Annotated in this window: 6 protein-coding genes; 1 reads left to right on the forward strand and 5 read right to left on the reverse strand. The window is 36.0% G+C overall.

Annotated elements, in window-relative coordinates; all coding sequences use genetic code 11:
* Nucleotides 1–1,650 precede the first annotated feature (1,650 nt).
* The 4 genes from H4V97_RS00005 to H4V97_RS00020 form a co-directional block, all read right to left on the reverse strand.
* The gene (locus H4V97_RS00005) at nt 1,651–2,727 is read right to left on the reverse strand and encodes a PorP/SprF family type IX secretion system membrane protein (RefSeq protein ID WP_209548559.1); all 1,077 of its coding nucleotides are present in this window, start codon (nt 2,725–2,727) and stop codon (nt 1,651–1,653) included.
* Nucleotides 2,728–2,740: 13 nt separating this feature from the next.
* Nucleotides 2,741–11,596: a PKD-like domain-containing protein gene (locus tag H4V97_RS00010; protein WP_209548560.1), complete on the reverse strand. Its 8,856-nt coding sequence runs from the start codon at nt 11,594–11,596 to the stop codon at nt 2,741–2,743.
* Nucleotides 11,597–11,945: 349 nt separating this feature from the next.
* Nucleotides 11,946–12,119, reverse strand: a complete 174-nt coding sequence (locus H4V97_RS00015) for a hypothetical protein (protein ID WP_209548561.1) — start codon at nt 12,117–12,119, stop codon at nt 11,946–11,948.
* Between the two features lie 62 nt (nt 12,120–12,181).
* A complete protein-coding gene (locus H4V97_RS00020; RefSeq protein WP_209550249.1) occupies nt 12,182–12,610 on the reverse strand; it encodes a DUF4339 domain-containing protein in 429 nt (142 codons plus the stop codon).
* A 744-nt stretch (nt 12,611–13,354) separates the two neighbouring features.
* Between H4V97_RS00020 and H4V97_RS00025 the strand changes: the two genes are divergently transcribed.
* Nucleotides 13,355–14,152 carry a Fic family protein gene (locus tag H4V97_RS00025; RefSeq protein WP_209548562.1) on the forward strand — a complete coding sequence of 266 codons (798 nt, stop codon included), beginning with the start codon at nt 13,355–13,357 and terminating at the stop codon, nt 14,150–14,152.
* A gap of 589 nt (nt 14,153–14,741) precedes the next feature.
* On the opposite strand, the gene H4V97_RS00030 is transcribed toward H4V97_RS00025, so the two are convergent.
* Nucleotides 14,742–16,361: a reverse transcriptase domain-containing protein gene (locus H4V97_RS00030; RefSeq protein ID WP_245345168.1), complete on the reverse strand. Its 1,620-nt coding sequence runs from the start codon at nt 16,359–16,361 to the stop codon at nt 14,742–14,744.
* Nucleotides 16,362–16,713: the final 352 nt, after the last annotated feature.

Here is a 16,713-nt window from a genome sequence, read left to right on the forward strand (position 1 = left end):
TTTTAGATTATGTGCCTCGCTGCGCTCGGCACCCTACTATTTTTAAAAGAAAAAGAAAAAAAAGAAAGTCTTCATAGAAGTGGAGGATTCAAAAGGAGTCAAGTTTTTTTGAAAAAATACTACCCGATTATCTACAGAAAATAGGAGGAGCGGCAGTCATGTGTAGCCAAAAAAATACCTGAAATGAATTCAGGTTGAAGGGTGGAGATTTTTTTCAAAAACCCGGAGGGCTTGAACTTTACTTTTTGAAACCGGAACTTACCTTTACTTTCTTTTTTTTATTTTTTTTCTTGTATCACAAAACATTCTCGTTACTGTTCTTCTTTTGGGGTCGTTCTTGTGAAATCGGCAATTAAACACCCCCAAGCACCGCAAGGAGCAATAAAAAGTGGTCTCGTCTTTTGGGACGAGAAGGAACTTTTTATTGCGGATGAGGAGCGCAGTGGCGGGGTTGCGGCAATCGAATAGCCACCCTGGACGCGGGAGTTGAGCGTCCTTCGACTTCGCTCAGGATGACAAAAGTTGAGGACTAAATACTAACATATTAGTGCTACATAAATGGAGCGAAACGTAGCGGATAGGAGCGTGAAACGGCGGGAAAAAAATAAAACAGTCCCGACTTTTTTTGGAGGGAAACCTTGATTTAGGGCACAGTGAGGTTTTTCACCGAACGGAGCCAACCCCGATGGCTGTGCGAAGGAGCAACCGCTGAAAAAATAAGGGGCGACAGACATAATACTGCTGACTGCAGAGCAGCGTAGTTTACGAAGCGGAACGGAATGAAGCTGTATTGTGGCTGTAATAGCCCCGACGAACGCAGGAAGTGACCGTGTGGAGATGAGGAACGGAACGGCGCAAAAAAAATAGCTGTCCCGCCTTTTCTTTTAGCGGGACTGCTATTTTTTTTTGTGCTGTGTAGTGTCTGTGGAATGGAGGGAAACCAAGCTATTTATGATTAAAAAAGATCCCCTAAATTACACGAAAATTTGTTGTGGAAATATTTGGTTGACCGACTGGAACTGCCGAGCGAAACAAAGGGAACGACCGTAGGGAGACCGCTTGATTGCTTTAAATAGAATGATAGACATCAAGGTCTAATAAAGGCTGTAAAGAAGTTCAACATTTTTGTTTATCCTAAATTAAAAGTTGTGAAAAACTATTTATTTTACGTAGGTATTGACATTTAAAAATCAAAATTAGATGTAGTTATTTTAAAAAATAAATCAGCCAATGTAACTAATCATTTCATTGTAGAAAACAACTTAAAAGGTATTTAAGAAATTTTAAAATACTTAATAAAACAGAAAATAGATTTGACTAATGTTTTGTTTTGTTGCGAAAAAACAGGTATTTATACATTTCCTTTGAGTAGCCATTTGTCTGAAATCAATCTTAATTTCTGGGTAGTTCAAGCCATAGAAATTAAACAATCTAAAAAGGGATTTGCAGAGGTTAAAAAGTAGCTTTTATCGCTTTTTCCTTCTCGATTAGTGGCTGTAGAAATGCAAAAATAAAAGGTTTAAAATCTAAAGCTTTTGCGAAATATAATCTGTTAGATTGAGTATGTCTCCATAATTGGTAGTAAAAAAACATTCGTTTTTATTATTTTTTTCTTTTCTGTTGAAGATTAAGAAAATTTCTTTTAAAATTTTAATCATCATAATTCCTGCCCCAAGGTCTTCTTGCCAAATAATTATTACAACTATGACATTCCCTACCTATCTGCCAAGTTAGGGAAAATTCATGAACTCCCTGAGTATTCTCTATTTTTGAAGTGCTTACATCATAGGAATAACCAAAAGTGAAGTTATATATTTTAATGGAACCAATCAGATTTACTGAAGTCAGAAGATGGCTGTCAGCACTTTTCATCATAGGATTTGTTGCAGCAATTACGCCTATAATAAATGGATTGAAATGTACTATACTACCAAAATCCAATCGATTGTATTGACCTTGTTTCATGAAATTTGATGTGAGGACTAATTTGGAATTATCCGGTAAGAACGAAAAACCGGGGCCACTGTCCAGATTGAATGAATAGCCACTTTGAAGAGTGAAATTCATATCTAACGGCAGTTTACCTTGGGAGTCAAATGCAATATTGGGTGTGTTAAGATGCTTCATTGAAGCTCCGAGCCAAAAATCATCGGTATAAAGCAAAAATCCCGAAGAAATATCAAAGAAATCTATTTTGTTCTGTAGGCGTAAAAGACTTGGATCTAAACTACCACCGCCAATGCTGCCATTGTTAGTATTGATTTGGTCTTCAAACAAAAGGCTTTTGAAATTAAAATTTTTAGTTCCATAACCTCCTTCTAATCCTAAAATCATTCTTAAACCGGAATAAAAATTATCAAGGTCAAGATTTAGGGAAAATACACCATTGATTTGAGTGTAATTATAATCTGTAAAAACCTCATGCTGGTTTAGCACTGTCAGCCCTATTCCAATATTTTGAAGATTGGAATCGCTTGGACGTGAATCTTCTGATAAGTTTCCGATTGAGCCGTTGATAAATGCATAATCAGTATCCAGTCTTCTGGCTCCATCAGGCCATTGCGTTCTATGTAGAATTCCTGTGTTTAAAGTATTTACGGTTCCTGTAAACGCACCGTTCTGCGTTTCAGGAACAAAATAATACTGCGTGAAAACAGGGTCTTGCGCCTTAACTTCTACAATCGATATGGAAGCTAAGACTACATATATAATAAATTTTAATTTCATTCTCTTAGGGTGCTTATTTTATTAATACAAAAGGGCGATTTTCATTGACAATAGTTCCATAAAAGGTTTCTGCGCTCACTTTACAATAATAATTACCGTTTTCCGCAATCTGTCCTTTTATTTTACCATCCCATCCCCTTAAAGTGTCTCCGGTTTCTGAATAGATTAGTGAACCCCAAGTATCATAAATATCCAATCGAACATTTTTTAATGCCTTAGTCACGGGTCTGAATGTATCATTCATATTATCATTGTTGGGTGTGAAGGCAGTGGGAACGACAAATAAATATCCTTTCTCAACATTAAAAGTAATTTTTTGCACATAGACACATCCAAAAGGATACGTAACAGTTTGTGTCACCACGTACTCTTTTGGATTTAGGAATGTATGCACCGGGTTGAGCTCGGTTGAAAAGCTACCATCGCCAAAATCCCAAACCATACTTATAAAATCACCAGTAGCGGTATTGGTAAACTGTATTGGATCGATTATAGAATAAGTGCCATATGTTACAAAAGAATAGGAAGTTGCATTAAATGAAGGTGTTCCAAGGGACTGCAGTTTAACATTGAACGAGTAATTTGCTTTACAACCTAAAGCATCCGTTACGTATAATATTGCTGTTCCGTTTTGGCTGGTATTCATCATTTCATTATTCGAACCGCTTACCGTTCCGCTGGACCAGGCTAATTGGTAGGGTGGAACCCCACCCGAAACTTGTGCTACAAATGTTTGTTTTACGAACTTCGTTTCACAGTCAAATTCTGTTTTGGTAGCTACTCCAATTACTATAGGCGGCGGTCTGTTGATACTGTATTGTGCCTGTTTTGAACAGCCCCTACTATCAATTACGGTAACCAAATAATTTCCAGCAGGAATATTCACTAAATCTTCTGTTGTAGATCCGTTTGACCAAGCATAAGTGAAAGGTGGTGTACCTCCAGCAACGAGAAGATTTATTGCGCCACTATTGGCTTTGTCACAATCAAAGGCATTGTCTACATTGGCAGATAGAATTAAAGGTTGAGGTTCTAATATAATAAAACTCTTTTTAATGGTACAAGGCTTACTGTCAACAATAGTTACCGTGTAAGAGCCTGGTCCTAAATTATTCCTGACATTTCCAGCTACTGGACTGTCATCCCAAACTAATTTCACAGGAGCAATCCCTCCAATAATATTTAGATTGATACTACCATCATGGGCACCAAAACAAGAAATGTTTTTAACTACCGGATTGATTGTAAAAATGGGTGCTTCAGGGATATTTACATTCAGTGTTTTTACACAATTGTTAGAATCTGTAACGGTAATTAGATAATCCCCAGCCGATAGATTGTTTTGAAACGTGCCGCCTCCAAGATTACTCCATGCAATAGTATAAGGAGTAACACCCCCATTTATAGCAAGAGTTATAGAAGCATCATTAGAACCATAACAGATTATTGGTGTGGTTGTGGCCGACAAAATAATGGCAGTTGGTTGGGTAAGTGTAACACTTAATGCTTTAGAACATCCCGAATTATCGGTAACCAGTACATTATAAGTTCCAGCAGTAATGGCAGTGAGATTTTTATTGGAACTTGTAAATCCGTTAGGCCCAGTCCAAGAAAAGCTATATCCAGAAAGTGTGGGTGTTCCTCCAACAACAAAAATTTCTATAGCTCCAGTAGCTTCTCCAAAGCATAATATATTAGTTTGGCTTAATAGGCTTACCTCTAATATTGGTGGTTCGGTAATGGTAAATGTCGCTGTTTTTGGACCGCAATTGTTAGCGTCAGAAACTGTAACCATGTAAATTCCTGGACTTAAATTGGATAAGTCTTCGGCAGCAGAATAAGGAATTCCATCTTTCGACCAAGTATAATTGTACTTTAATGTACCTCCACTGATTGTGATTTTAATTTCACCATTAGCATCATTAAAGCAAGTAATGTCTTTCTCTAAATCAGTAGTTATACTAATATCGTCGGGTTGCGTAATATTTACTGTTTCAACCTTGGTACAATTATTAGCATCGGTAACGGTCAAATGATACGTTCCTGCAATTAACCCTATTGCATTTAAAGAAGTTTGTACCGGAATGGTATCCCAGGAGTATGTTAATATTCCCGTTCCACCACTTGCTAAAACGGAAACTGAGCCTGTATTATTTCCAAAACATTTCACATTGGTTTGTGATGCTATTGAAATTACAATACCATTTGGCTCTGTGATAGTGGCTTGAGTGCTTGTAGTACAACCATTAGCATCTGTAATGATGGCTGTATAAGTACCAACTGCCAGATTTGTTGCTGTAGCTGATGTTTGAACTGGTGTTGTATTCCAAGAATAGCCATAAGGTGCTGTACCTCCGTTAACAGTCACAGTTGCTGAACCGCTGCTATTTCCTGAACAGTAAACATCTGTTTGAGCGGATATAGTTGCTGACATTCCTGCTGGTTCTGTTATTGTTACGGGGCTTGAATCTACACATCCATTAGCATCTGTAACCGTTACATTATAAGTTCCTGCTGTTAATCCTGTAGCTGTTACCGAGGTTTGAATTGGGTTGGTATTCCAAGAGTAGGTATAAGGTGAAGTCCCTCCAGTAACTGAAACGGTAGCATTTCCATTATTTCCTCCAAAACAACTCACGTTAGTTGAATTCGAAATCATAGCGGTCAATCCTGCTGAAGGCTGAGTAATAAGTGCGGTCTGCACATTTGAACAACCATTAGCATCTGTTATGGTTACTTTATAAGTTCCTGCTACTAATCCTGTTGCTGTTACCGTAGTTTGAATTGAAACCGTGTCCCATGAATAGGTTAAAACTCCTGTGCCTCCAGTGGCGGATACCGTTGCTGAACCCGTATTATTGCCAAAACATAGCACATTGGTTAGAGAAGTGATTGATGCAACAATACCGTTTGGTTCCGTAATTACAGCCTGTTTTTGTATCGAACAATTATTGGCATCTGTTATGGTAACAGTATAAGTACCTGCTATTAAACCTGAGGCTGTCTCCGTCGTTTGAATTGGATTTGTATTCCAAGAATAAGTTAGAGTTCCGATTCCTCCACTGGCAGATACCGTTGCCGAACCCGTTGCACTTCCAGCACAACTGATAATCGTAGGATATGATATGGTAGCTGAAATACCGCTGGGTTGTGTGATTTCTATTCCTAGAATTGTCTTACTACTTCCATTTGCATCGGTAACTTTAATGTCATAAATGCCTGCTGCCAAACTCGTAAAAGTATAATTTGTAGACGTTGCGTTAATAATGCTACTGATTGTTCCACCTCCTTGCAAAGTCAATAAATAATCATAAGGTCCAACAGATTGCTGTGTAATATCAACTTTAATGGCTCCAGTCAAATAACCAAAACACAATACATCTATTTGTGCTGCATTATCTTCTTGAATAAGCAAAGGTAATGGTGCCGTTAAGGTAAAATTTAAAATAACAGGATTACACAACGCATCGTTTATGGTTAGCGTGTAATCGCCAGCTGGAACATTTGAAATGTCTTGGCTTAAAGCCGAAAAACCGGGTGGTCCTGACCATAAATAGGTATAAGTACCTGAACCTCCTGTAACGGTGACATTTATTGCGCCATCATTTGCGCCAACACTGCTCACATTAAAACCATTATAATTAGACAGAATACTGGATGTAATAATAGCAGGGTTTACCGTTATTTTATAATCTAATGTCGGGCCCGAGCAAGAAACCCCATTGTTTTCGAAAGTTGCTGTCGCAGTATAAATTACTGTTAGTGGCGTTGTGGTTAAATTTAACAAAGTCTGTGTTGGAATTGTACCCGTTCCCGAACCAGTTCCTCCAGAAATTCCCGCAGGAATCGTTGCTGTCCAATTGAAGGTAACATTTCCTGTAGTTAGAGTGGATAGAGTTATGGGTAAACTAGCACTTCCAGAACATATTGTTTGGTTGGCTGCCGAAAATTGAACTTTTGGAGAAGGATTGACAGTAATCACCGTTGTAAATGTTGGTCCGGTACAAGTTCCAGATTTTGGAATGACGGTGTATGTTGCAGTTTGAACATCATTTGTTGGATTATTTAATGTGCCTTTAATGGTTGTTTGATTTGCCAATGCTACACCTCCTGTAATTCCGCCCGTAACCACAGGCGCCGACCATGAATAGGTGGTTCCAACCGGGACACTATTTCCGCTGCCATCTAAAGGAACTACTGAAAAAGTAGAATTGGAACAGATGGTTTGAGCTTGTGTAGTCGTGATGGAAGACACTGGATTTACTGTAATGGTATAAGGATAAGTTATCCCTTGACAGCTTACACCACTATTTGATTCTGCGGTAGCCAAATAAGTCACTACAATTGGAACATTAGTGGAATTGATTAATGTCTGAACCGGAATTGTGTTCGTTCCACTTGTCAACACCCCAAGTATTCCAGAGGGTTGCAACGCAGTCCAACTAAAACTTGTACCCGATGTACTGGTTAAATTGACAATGGTAGAGGAAGATCCAGAGCACACCACTTGATTTGAAGATGTAAATGAAACTGTCGGAGATGGATTTATAGTGATGGTAAATGTTTTGGAAGCTCCTGGACAACCATTTAAAGTTGGAGTAACGGTAATAGTAGCAATAATAGGTGTAGTTCCGTTATTAATAGCATTAAACGCTGGAATATCTCCCACGCCATTAGCTCCTAATCCAATATTTGAATTACTATTGTTCCAATTGTAACTCGTATTTGGAATTGCTCCCGAAAATACAATAGCGGTGGTTGATTGGACATTACAAACCGTTTGATTTGATGCTAAATCAACTGTAGGTGTTGGGTTAACAGTGATGGTAAAAGTGGTTGGAGTTCCAAAACAGCCATTTGCTTTTGGCGTAACGGTTATAGTCGCAATTACTGGTATTAATCCAGTATTTATTGTTGTAAAACTTGGAATATTGCCGTTTCCAGAAGCGGCTAAACCAATTGACGGTGTATCATTCGTCCAGTCAAAAGTAGTTCCATTTACACTTCCAGTAAAAAGGATAGTGCCGCTGGCGATGCCATTACATTTTACCAGGTTGGTTATCGAATTAATGTTCGGTCGCGGATTTACTGTTATTTTAAATGTTTTGGATAAACCCGTACAACTGTTAGCTGAAGGTGTTACGGTAACTGTTGCAATTATTGGAGTTAAACCTGTATTTATTGCTGTAAATGTTGGAACGGAATTGCTGCCAGAAGCTGCTATTCCAATGTTTGTAAGATTGGATGACCAATTATAGGTTGTGCCTGAAACATTTCCTGAAAAATTAATTAGTTGGCCCGTATCTCCAGCACAAAGTACAATGTCTGTGTTCGCATTTACATCGGGTTTTGGATTTACAGAAACCACAACATCAAACGGTAAACCTGCACAACCATTTAATGATGGAATGACGGTATAAGTTGCTGTTTGAACAACAGTAGTTGTATTGTTTAATGTTCCACTTATATTAGTTTGATTTGTTCCAGAAATCCCACCAGAAATCCCACCCGTTACAATTGGAGTACTCCAAGAATAAGTGGTTCCTGTGGGAATATTATTTCCAGCACCGTTCGTTGGGATAATAGAGAATGACAAACCACTACAACTATTCGCAGCCATATTCGCAGCAATAATTGGTTTTGGTTTTACGGTTATGGTATAAAGAAATGTAGCTCCAGCGCAAGTTGCTCCACTTGATAGTGTTGACGAGGCATTATACGTTACAACGATATTGGCATTTGTATTATTGACTAAAGGTTGTGCAGGGATTGTATTAGTTCCGCTTGTTGCGACTCCTGACATTCCTGATGGTTGGATTGCAGTCCAATTTAAAGTAGCTCCAGCAACAGTGCTTAATGTTACTAAAGCCGAAGTATCACCTGAACAAATGGTCTGATTTTGTATTGAAAAGGTGACTACTGGAGACGGGTTTACAGTAATGGTAAAGTCTTGCCATGTTCCTGTACATCCATTTGCTTTTGGGGTAACACTTATAGTTGCTGTAATAGGGTTTCCACTCGTGTTTTTTGGTGTAAATGCAGGTATATTTCCCGTTCCGTTTGCGGCTAAACCAATAGCAACATTAGAATTAATCCATGTGTAAGTAGTTCCTGAAACGTTATTACTAAAAATTATTGGACTAGTTGCAACTCCATTACAATACTCTTGATTGGTCAAGACCAATGGAGTGGGAGTGGGATTAACAGTTATAGTAAATGTTTTTGGAATTCCATTGCAACCCAATGCATTTGATGGAGTAACTGTAATAGTAGCCACGACAGGGGAGATTCCTGCATTCGTAGCAGTAAAAGCTGGAATATTACCAGTTCCACTTGCCGCTAACCCAATGGAAGGGGCGTTATTGCTCCAAGAAAAGGTAGTTAATGCTGAAGAACTGCTAAAAGTAATTGCATTTTGCAGAGAAGTGTTGCAAAGAACCGAGTTACTGACAGTGCTTACTGTAGCCTCTGGGTTTACAGTGATAGTAAATGTTTTTGCAGGTCCTGAACAGCCATTAAGTGAAGGTGTTACTGTTATTGTAGCTGTCAAGACTGTTGTTCCTGTATTAGTAAGAATAAAAGGATTTATATCTCCAGTATCTGCAGCCATTAATCCTATTGCTGTATTGTTGTTTGTCCAATTGTAAACCGTACCAGTAAGACCCCCGCTAAACACGATAGCATCCGATTGTTGTCCTTTGCACTTTTGTTGGCTTGTAATATTATCAACAGTTGGTGTGGGTTTGATAGTGATTGAACTGTTTACGGTTGTTGTTCCGCATTCATTTGTTACTTTCAAAGAAATTGGAAATGTTCCTGAACTAGTATAACTAATAGGACCAGGGTTCGCAGTTGTCGCAGTTGCTGGTATTCCATTTGGGAAACTCCACTCATACGTCAGGGGAGATTGTGTCCCACAGTTTATTATAGTCGCTGTTGGATTGATAACTGTTGCAACTCCCGTTTGACAAAGAGGTGCAATTGGCGCAATTGTAACCTTTGGGGGTTGTTTAACGGTGAACGTTTTAATTACAGATTGGGAAGGCGTACAAGAATTAGTTGCGGTTAGCTTAATGCTATAAGTTCCAGGCTCAGTGAAATTAAATGAACCGTTTGCACTGGTTTGATTTGGAATTGGTGCAATAGTTGTTCCACAACTTGATGGAACAAAAGTTGTACTCCATACATAGGTTGGGGGACTGCAAGAATTAGATTCAACCGTTGTGTTTGTAGCGGTGATTGCTTGCGGTGAACAACCTGAACTTTCTGCGGTGAAGTTAGGAACAAGTGGAGGCTCAATACAAATTTCACCAGTTTTAATGCTTGTACCACAATATCCATAAGTGGTTAGTGTTACGGTGTACTTACCTGGTGATGTATAGGTATGACATGGAGGGTTTGGAGTCCCGGCTGCGGTTGTGGAATAAATACTTGAACCATCCCCAAAATTCCACTCGTATAATGTACTTTCAAGGCAACCTTCATTGGAAGCGGGTGTGGATGTATTAGTAAATTGAACACAAGTGTTGACGCAGGCTTTAGGAGGATTTGTGAAATTTGAAGTAGGAGACCTTAAAATAATAATTGGTGAAATTGTCGAATTGGTTGTTCCACATGAATTTGATATTTTTAATGTTGCAGTTATACTAGCATTGGGGCAACTACTTGTGCTGTAGATATGTGGAACGGGATAATTTGACGAAAGGGATGGATTAGCAGAATTATAGTACAATGAATTCTGCATTAAATCTGATTGTAAAAGTTGTATCATTGGTGAGGAATCTCCATAGTCTAGTGTGTATGTTGTTCCAGGTGAATTTAAAGCCCAGTTGGACAATGTGAATTTTAATTCTGGTGTAGGAGCACATAAGTTTGTTGTGCTTCCGGGACTAACAAGGCCTCCTGCTGGATTCGACTCATTTTTTATAATATATTTTTTTGTCGTCGAGCAGCCATTACCTCCAATAGCAGTAATTGCCATCGTAAATGCCCCAAGAGTAGTGTAGGAATGCGTAAAAGGAAAAGAAGTAAATATTTGCGGTGTACCGCCATCATCCCATAATACACTATAGCTGTTTATACAACTAGAATTGGAAGCAGAAGGGCTAACACTTACATTATAATTTGGGTTTGCTCCAGCTGAATTACAATTATTAAATTGATTAGAGAGATTTAGAGGGTTGTAGTTAACACTACTGTCAATAAAATTTACGTTTGGTTGCTGATTTATTGTGATAATCTTAGTTATTGTACTTGAACAACCATTGGCATCAGTTACAGTTAAAGTAATATTAAAAGGTGCTGTACCACAACCTAATGAAGTAAATATATGAGTAGGATTTTTTTCTGACGACGTATTTCCATCACCAAAATTCCAAGTATAAGAGTTTCCACTACTTGTTGTGTTAAACTGTACCGCAGTACCCGAACACTGTGTATCAATAAAAGTAAAATCAGCCGCTGGTAAGGGATTCACTATAATTGTTACTGTATTGTTACTTGAAACTACAACATTCTTGCCGTCTTTGTCCATCACACCAGTTAAAATATAGGAGAAAGTTCCCGTTACATTTGTTGGTTGAGAAACGGTCAGACTTTTATTATTAGCTGTTGTTGTTGCACTTATAAGTGCCCCTCCATTTATTGTATAAGTAAAGGTGTAAGGCCCTTTTACATTATCGTCAACCTCAAATACTATTATAGGCTGCGCTGCATTCTGGCATACCGTTGTATTTCCTGTTATTTGCCCAGTTGGATCTGCTACTGTTTTTAGTTTTATGATTTCCTCTATTTTATTTGAAGAATAAACAGCACTAGCATTAAGAATTAATAGAACGAATAAAAATAGAACTTTGAAAAGGTGTTTCATAATTGTGCATTAATTCAACCAACGTCTACTATTGTATCTACGTAGGGAAAAAGAGGTTTTTGGCAAATATAACGTAATGATTTTCCATTCCTTTACGGTTTACCGTAAAAGCGGTTATTTGCAGAAAAAAAATAATTTGGTTATTCTAAAAATGGGGGTTGTAGGAAGCTAGATTTCTAAAAGAGAATCCACTACGAGGCAATTAGCACGTTTTTCTTATTTTTTTTAAAATAAAAATTTTATAAACAAGTAACACTGCGGTGGACGGATTTTAATATAAAAAAACTCCCAAGAGAGGATACTTCGGAGAGATAGGTTTTTTAGTTGGAATAAATTATAAATCTTAATTTTAATTTACAGTTGCATTAACTACATCCCAACCAATAGCAGTAACATTACTATAATTGTTTACTTTCAATTTGAACTCCATATTTGTATTAGGAGCAAAAAAATCATAAATAGTATATTTTTCCCTAGCAATCTCCGAATCAGTTTTACTATAAAAAATTACCTCAATGATCACATCTTTATAATTAGTGACTGTTGCTTTGTTTTCAATAATACCATTTATTTTTAATTGGTCTCCTAAAAAGGTTGGTTTGTATGTACCGGTTGCATTAAATATGAAGATGGGTCTACTGCTTCTATTTTTCCTATTGTTATGATACTTTCTTCATAAGATGAACCTCTATTTTTTTCATTTATATAATCTACAAATGCAAAAATAGCAATAAATACAATAATTAGGATTGCTGAAACTCTAGTCATCCTCCAAAACCAATGTGTTTTTGCATTATTAACAATAGGTTGTGGTTTAATTTCAGGCTTTTTTGCAATAAGAGGAGGGACAACTGACAAAAGGCTTTTTAGTTCGTCAACTTCTCCTGTATTTTTCCAATCTGCTATGCCTTCATACCACACTTGTGTGTTTTTAGTTATTTTTTTAGATTTTAAATCTTCTAAGTTAAATGGACCAATGTTCTCAGAGCCGCTGTGTAAGTAGTATTTGTTAATAAATTTTAAAGTTTATTTTTTCTAGTTTTGAATCCAAAAGGGTTTTAATTTATTTTTTCATTTCCTTGATAATCTTAGTTGTTCTGCGATCTGCATACATTCTGTTAAGGGATGTAAAAGCCCAAATGCAAGCAGGTATCCAAGCGATTATGGTAATTTGTAATATCAAGCAAACTATGCCAGAACCTATTTTACCTTGTAATATCAAGGGATAACTATGGTAGAAAAAAAGCTAAAACGTATCTCATATTATTTTATTTTTGGGAACGGATTATAAATCCGCGCCATCGGGCTAGACAGTTGATTGAGGTAAACAAGGCCTATTGTTTTACGATTGTAGGAACGGATTACAAATCCGCGCCATCGGGTTGCCCGTGATATTTAACGGAAATGTTCTTTTTAATACAGAAATACTTCATTAATACAGAGAAATACGCTGCTATTCTCACGGTATTAAATAGTCTTCATAGTTAAAATATCCATTAATCTGTGTATATTTAGAATCAATTACTTAAATTTGCACTATGTTAATGACAAGGCAAGACATATTATCTTTAAAAAATCTTTCAACAGTAAAGGACTTCGTTTCTGTTGAGAGGATTCCCGCTGCTTTTAAAAATGATTTTCAAAGATTCTTTTTTGGAAAAACTTTGGTGAAAGATAATGACACTCTTTTTGCTTACCCTCACGATATTAAGATGTGGGTTCGCTTTATATTCAATAAATATAAAGATTAATTCGTTAATGCTTCCCGACTACCTTCAACACTTTAATGAAGCCCTCCAAAAGTTCCAAGAGAAATTTCCAAGGGAAAAATGGTCTCCTGAATTTAAAGATAGCTTAATCAATAATTATTCTTTTTATTCAGCAAGAATAGAGGATGATAAATTGCATTATGGCGATACGATAAAATTTTTAAACAATGAGTTGGTAAGGGTTGGTAAAATGACCTCTTTGCTCAATATTTCCAACCATAAGGATGTTATGAAATCTCTGTTGGATAAACTTGAAGATTTTCAATTGACAGAAGAAATTGTAAAAGGGATTCATCAAGATTTAATGGGGTCTGATTTGGCATGGGAAGTGGAGTTTAAACCAGAACTCATCGCGAATTACAGAAATATTCCAACAGTAGGATCGAGAGAGCCTTTTTTTGAAAATAAAGAATATGCCCCTCATTATAATTTAGCTGTTATTATGGCTTCGCATATGGGGTTATTTAACAACCGCTTTGAAAGGATTGACAATTCTAATGAAGCCACACATATACTTTCTGTTTTGGCCTATTTTCATAATACTTTTTTAAACAAAATTCATCCCTTTGCGGATGGTAATGGCCGAGTTTGCCGAATTATTATGGGAGCGATCATGATGCAATACAATTGCCCTCCGATATTTCCTCTTATCACAGATGAGGAACATCAATTTGAATATATTTCTACCATTGTGAAATGTGAATTAGAAAATAGTGATGATTTATTGGTTCGTTATTTTGCCAAAGGAATGAGTGAAAGTTTACTTCAGAGAGTTTACGAGTTTTAATTGAAGTTGCTCTTAAAAAAAAACAGTTAAAAACACAATATGAATATACCTTAATAATCAATCAATATTTGGTAGTAAGTGGTCGACTGTTGCTATTTTTCTATTTCGTTTTTATCCTAGCTATCTAATAACTCATCAGGACTGTTGATTAATGGATCCATCCAATCCGCTTTGGCCTAGTTTATCCATTCTTGCTTTTCTGGTGTTAAATTATTCATGTTTAATGCATGTTGCTTTTCTGCATCAATGTATTTGCTCAACTATAAAATAGCAGCGAATTAGAATATTTCAAGGGTCTTGAAATTCTACCTATACCAAGTCATCATGGCTCCTATGCTAACTCGCAGTTTCTATTGCTTTTTGTTTTCAACTCTCACATCAAACACCTATCACTTTCCATAATAATTACTAAAACGTCTTGCGAATGAACTCTTTTACCAACATTTCAATGATTGCAGCTTTAATTTATACCTATTTAAAGAATTTAGTCTCTAATAAATAATGTATGAAATTGTTTTTTGCGCAATTTAAAAAAAAAATGAAAAACAAACAATATAATTAAAGTGAAAAATTTGGTTTAAGCTTGCATTTATTTCAGATGTTTTTTTATAGCAGAGTAAACTATATGTTTCCTCTTCCTAACCTGATGCTCGAAAATTTTTTCCCCAAAAACAGCTACACATCTTTTTACATATCCCATATAGTTAGAATCTCTTCTTTTGGAATTATGTTCAAACGAAATCGTTGAATACTCCCCTCTTTCATTTATCTCCAATTTTGTTCGATTGCGTTGTTTTTGTTTTAAATCTTTATTCTCAGAATCCAATTCACGCAAAGGCTTATTATAAAGCTTCTTGATTTGATTAATGTAGATTGATTTTTTTTGCAACGGATCATTTACAATGACTTTACGAACCCTTTTTGCTCTTCTCTTAATAATACTAATCAATCTTCTATAGTATTTTGCCAAATTTGTTGATTTCAAAACTACATTATACCCTCTAAACTCAAACCCTAGATAAATCAAAGGGGAGCCAATTGATTGAGTGCTATCTCCTTTTATTTTAATCGAAGTAAGCCTACTTTGACCAATTCTATTATACTCGAGGTGTTTAAATATAAATGTTTCTGTCTTTTCTCTACTTATTTTTAATTCACTTTCTAATATTAATTCTTCAATATAATTTTTAGTAAATTCAATTTCTTCAACTTTACAAATTACAATTATATCATCAGAATATCTTCTATAATAGGAGTCCTTTTTCTCAACCAAATCTAATATTATAGACCTGTCAAAGTCGTATAAATAGATATTAGCTAAAATAGCACTAACAGGAAGTCCTTGTGGAATCCCTATTTTAACCTTTTTCCCATTGGGAGCTGTTTTCCTGAAGGGGTTATTGTATACTCTTAGTTTTCCTTGCTTAATATGATTTCTAAAATCTTCATTTGACTCAAAAAAACATTTGAATCCTTTTTCCTTTCTTATTTTTGCTAATTTACTCTCATCAAACCCTGATTTCCGTTGTCCTTTAGTCTGTCTTCTCCTCAAATCGTTTGCAAGAACATAATTGAAATTTGTACACGATTTGAATACATTATAATGGTCGTCCGGAAGTTTTTCCTCATCAATAATATATGCCCATTTTTGTTTTAGAATAGTATGATCTAATGAAGGAAAAAAACCTTTAATATCAAAAGTCAAAACCGCAACCTCTTTACCATAATTGCTACGCTTTTTTACCTCATCAAAAACATCTTTAGCAAAGTGTATAGTGCTTTTCCCTTTATCCAAGCCGTCTTCAATTTTAAGTTTACGGTAAGCTGTTACACTATCTGATAATCCAGGAACAGCATTTAATTTCTCTTCATATTTTTGATTCAACAAATGCGCATAATAACCATATATCAATGCATCATAATGACTAGCATAATGCAGAGGTCTTAACTTCGCAGTCTTTTCTGTATTGCTTGTAATTTTGTTTATGTGCTTATGGGAGCGACCTATAGTAGCGTGTTTTGAACTATCTGCATTTTTATATTTTCTTTCCAGAATAAATGAATGAATCAATGGGTAAAAAGCATATTTCGATACAAAGTCTTTGTTTTCAATCTGTCTTTTATAAATACGCCAATTCTCACCAATTTTTAAACTTGGGGATAAGTGTAAATAACCTTTACTTTTTAACCAATCGGGGATTTGCATCATTTTGAAATAAAAAAACCTTGTGCATATAGCCAAGCAATAATGATATTCATTTTACATAACACTCCTAAGAGCCGGACTAGTACCCAATTACTGAGTCATTGTGTTTATTCGTAAATACCTTAACAACAGCATTACATCTCAATTAATTAAATTTGATATGAACCTATTTATTAGTATATTTGCATTGATTCTAAGTTCCCTCATAGGGTCGGCTTTGAATAAATACGAAACCTGAATATCTAAAATATTCAGTAAAGCTAAAAGCCCTTTAGTCCTAACTAGTTGTAAAAAATCTGCTTTTTTGCACAAGGTAAACAAATATAAGATTTTATTTGTTAAGTTTGTTTGTAAT

Source organism: Flavobacterium sp. CG_23.5, assembly GCF_017875765.1.
In the GTDB taxonomy this organism is placed as follows: domain Bacteria; phylum Bacteroidota; class Bacteroidia; order Flavobacteriales; family Flavobacteriaceae; genus Flavobacterium.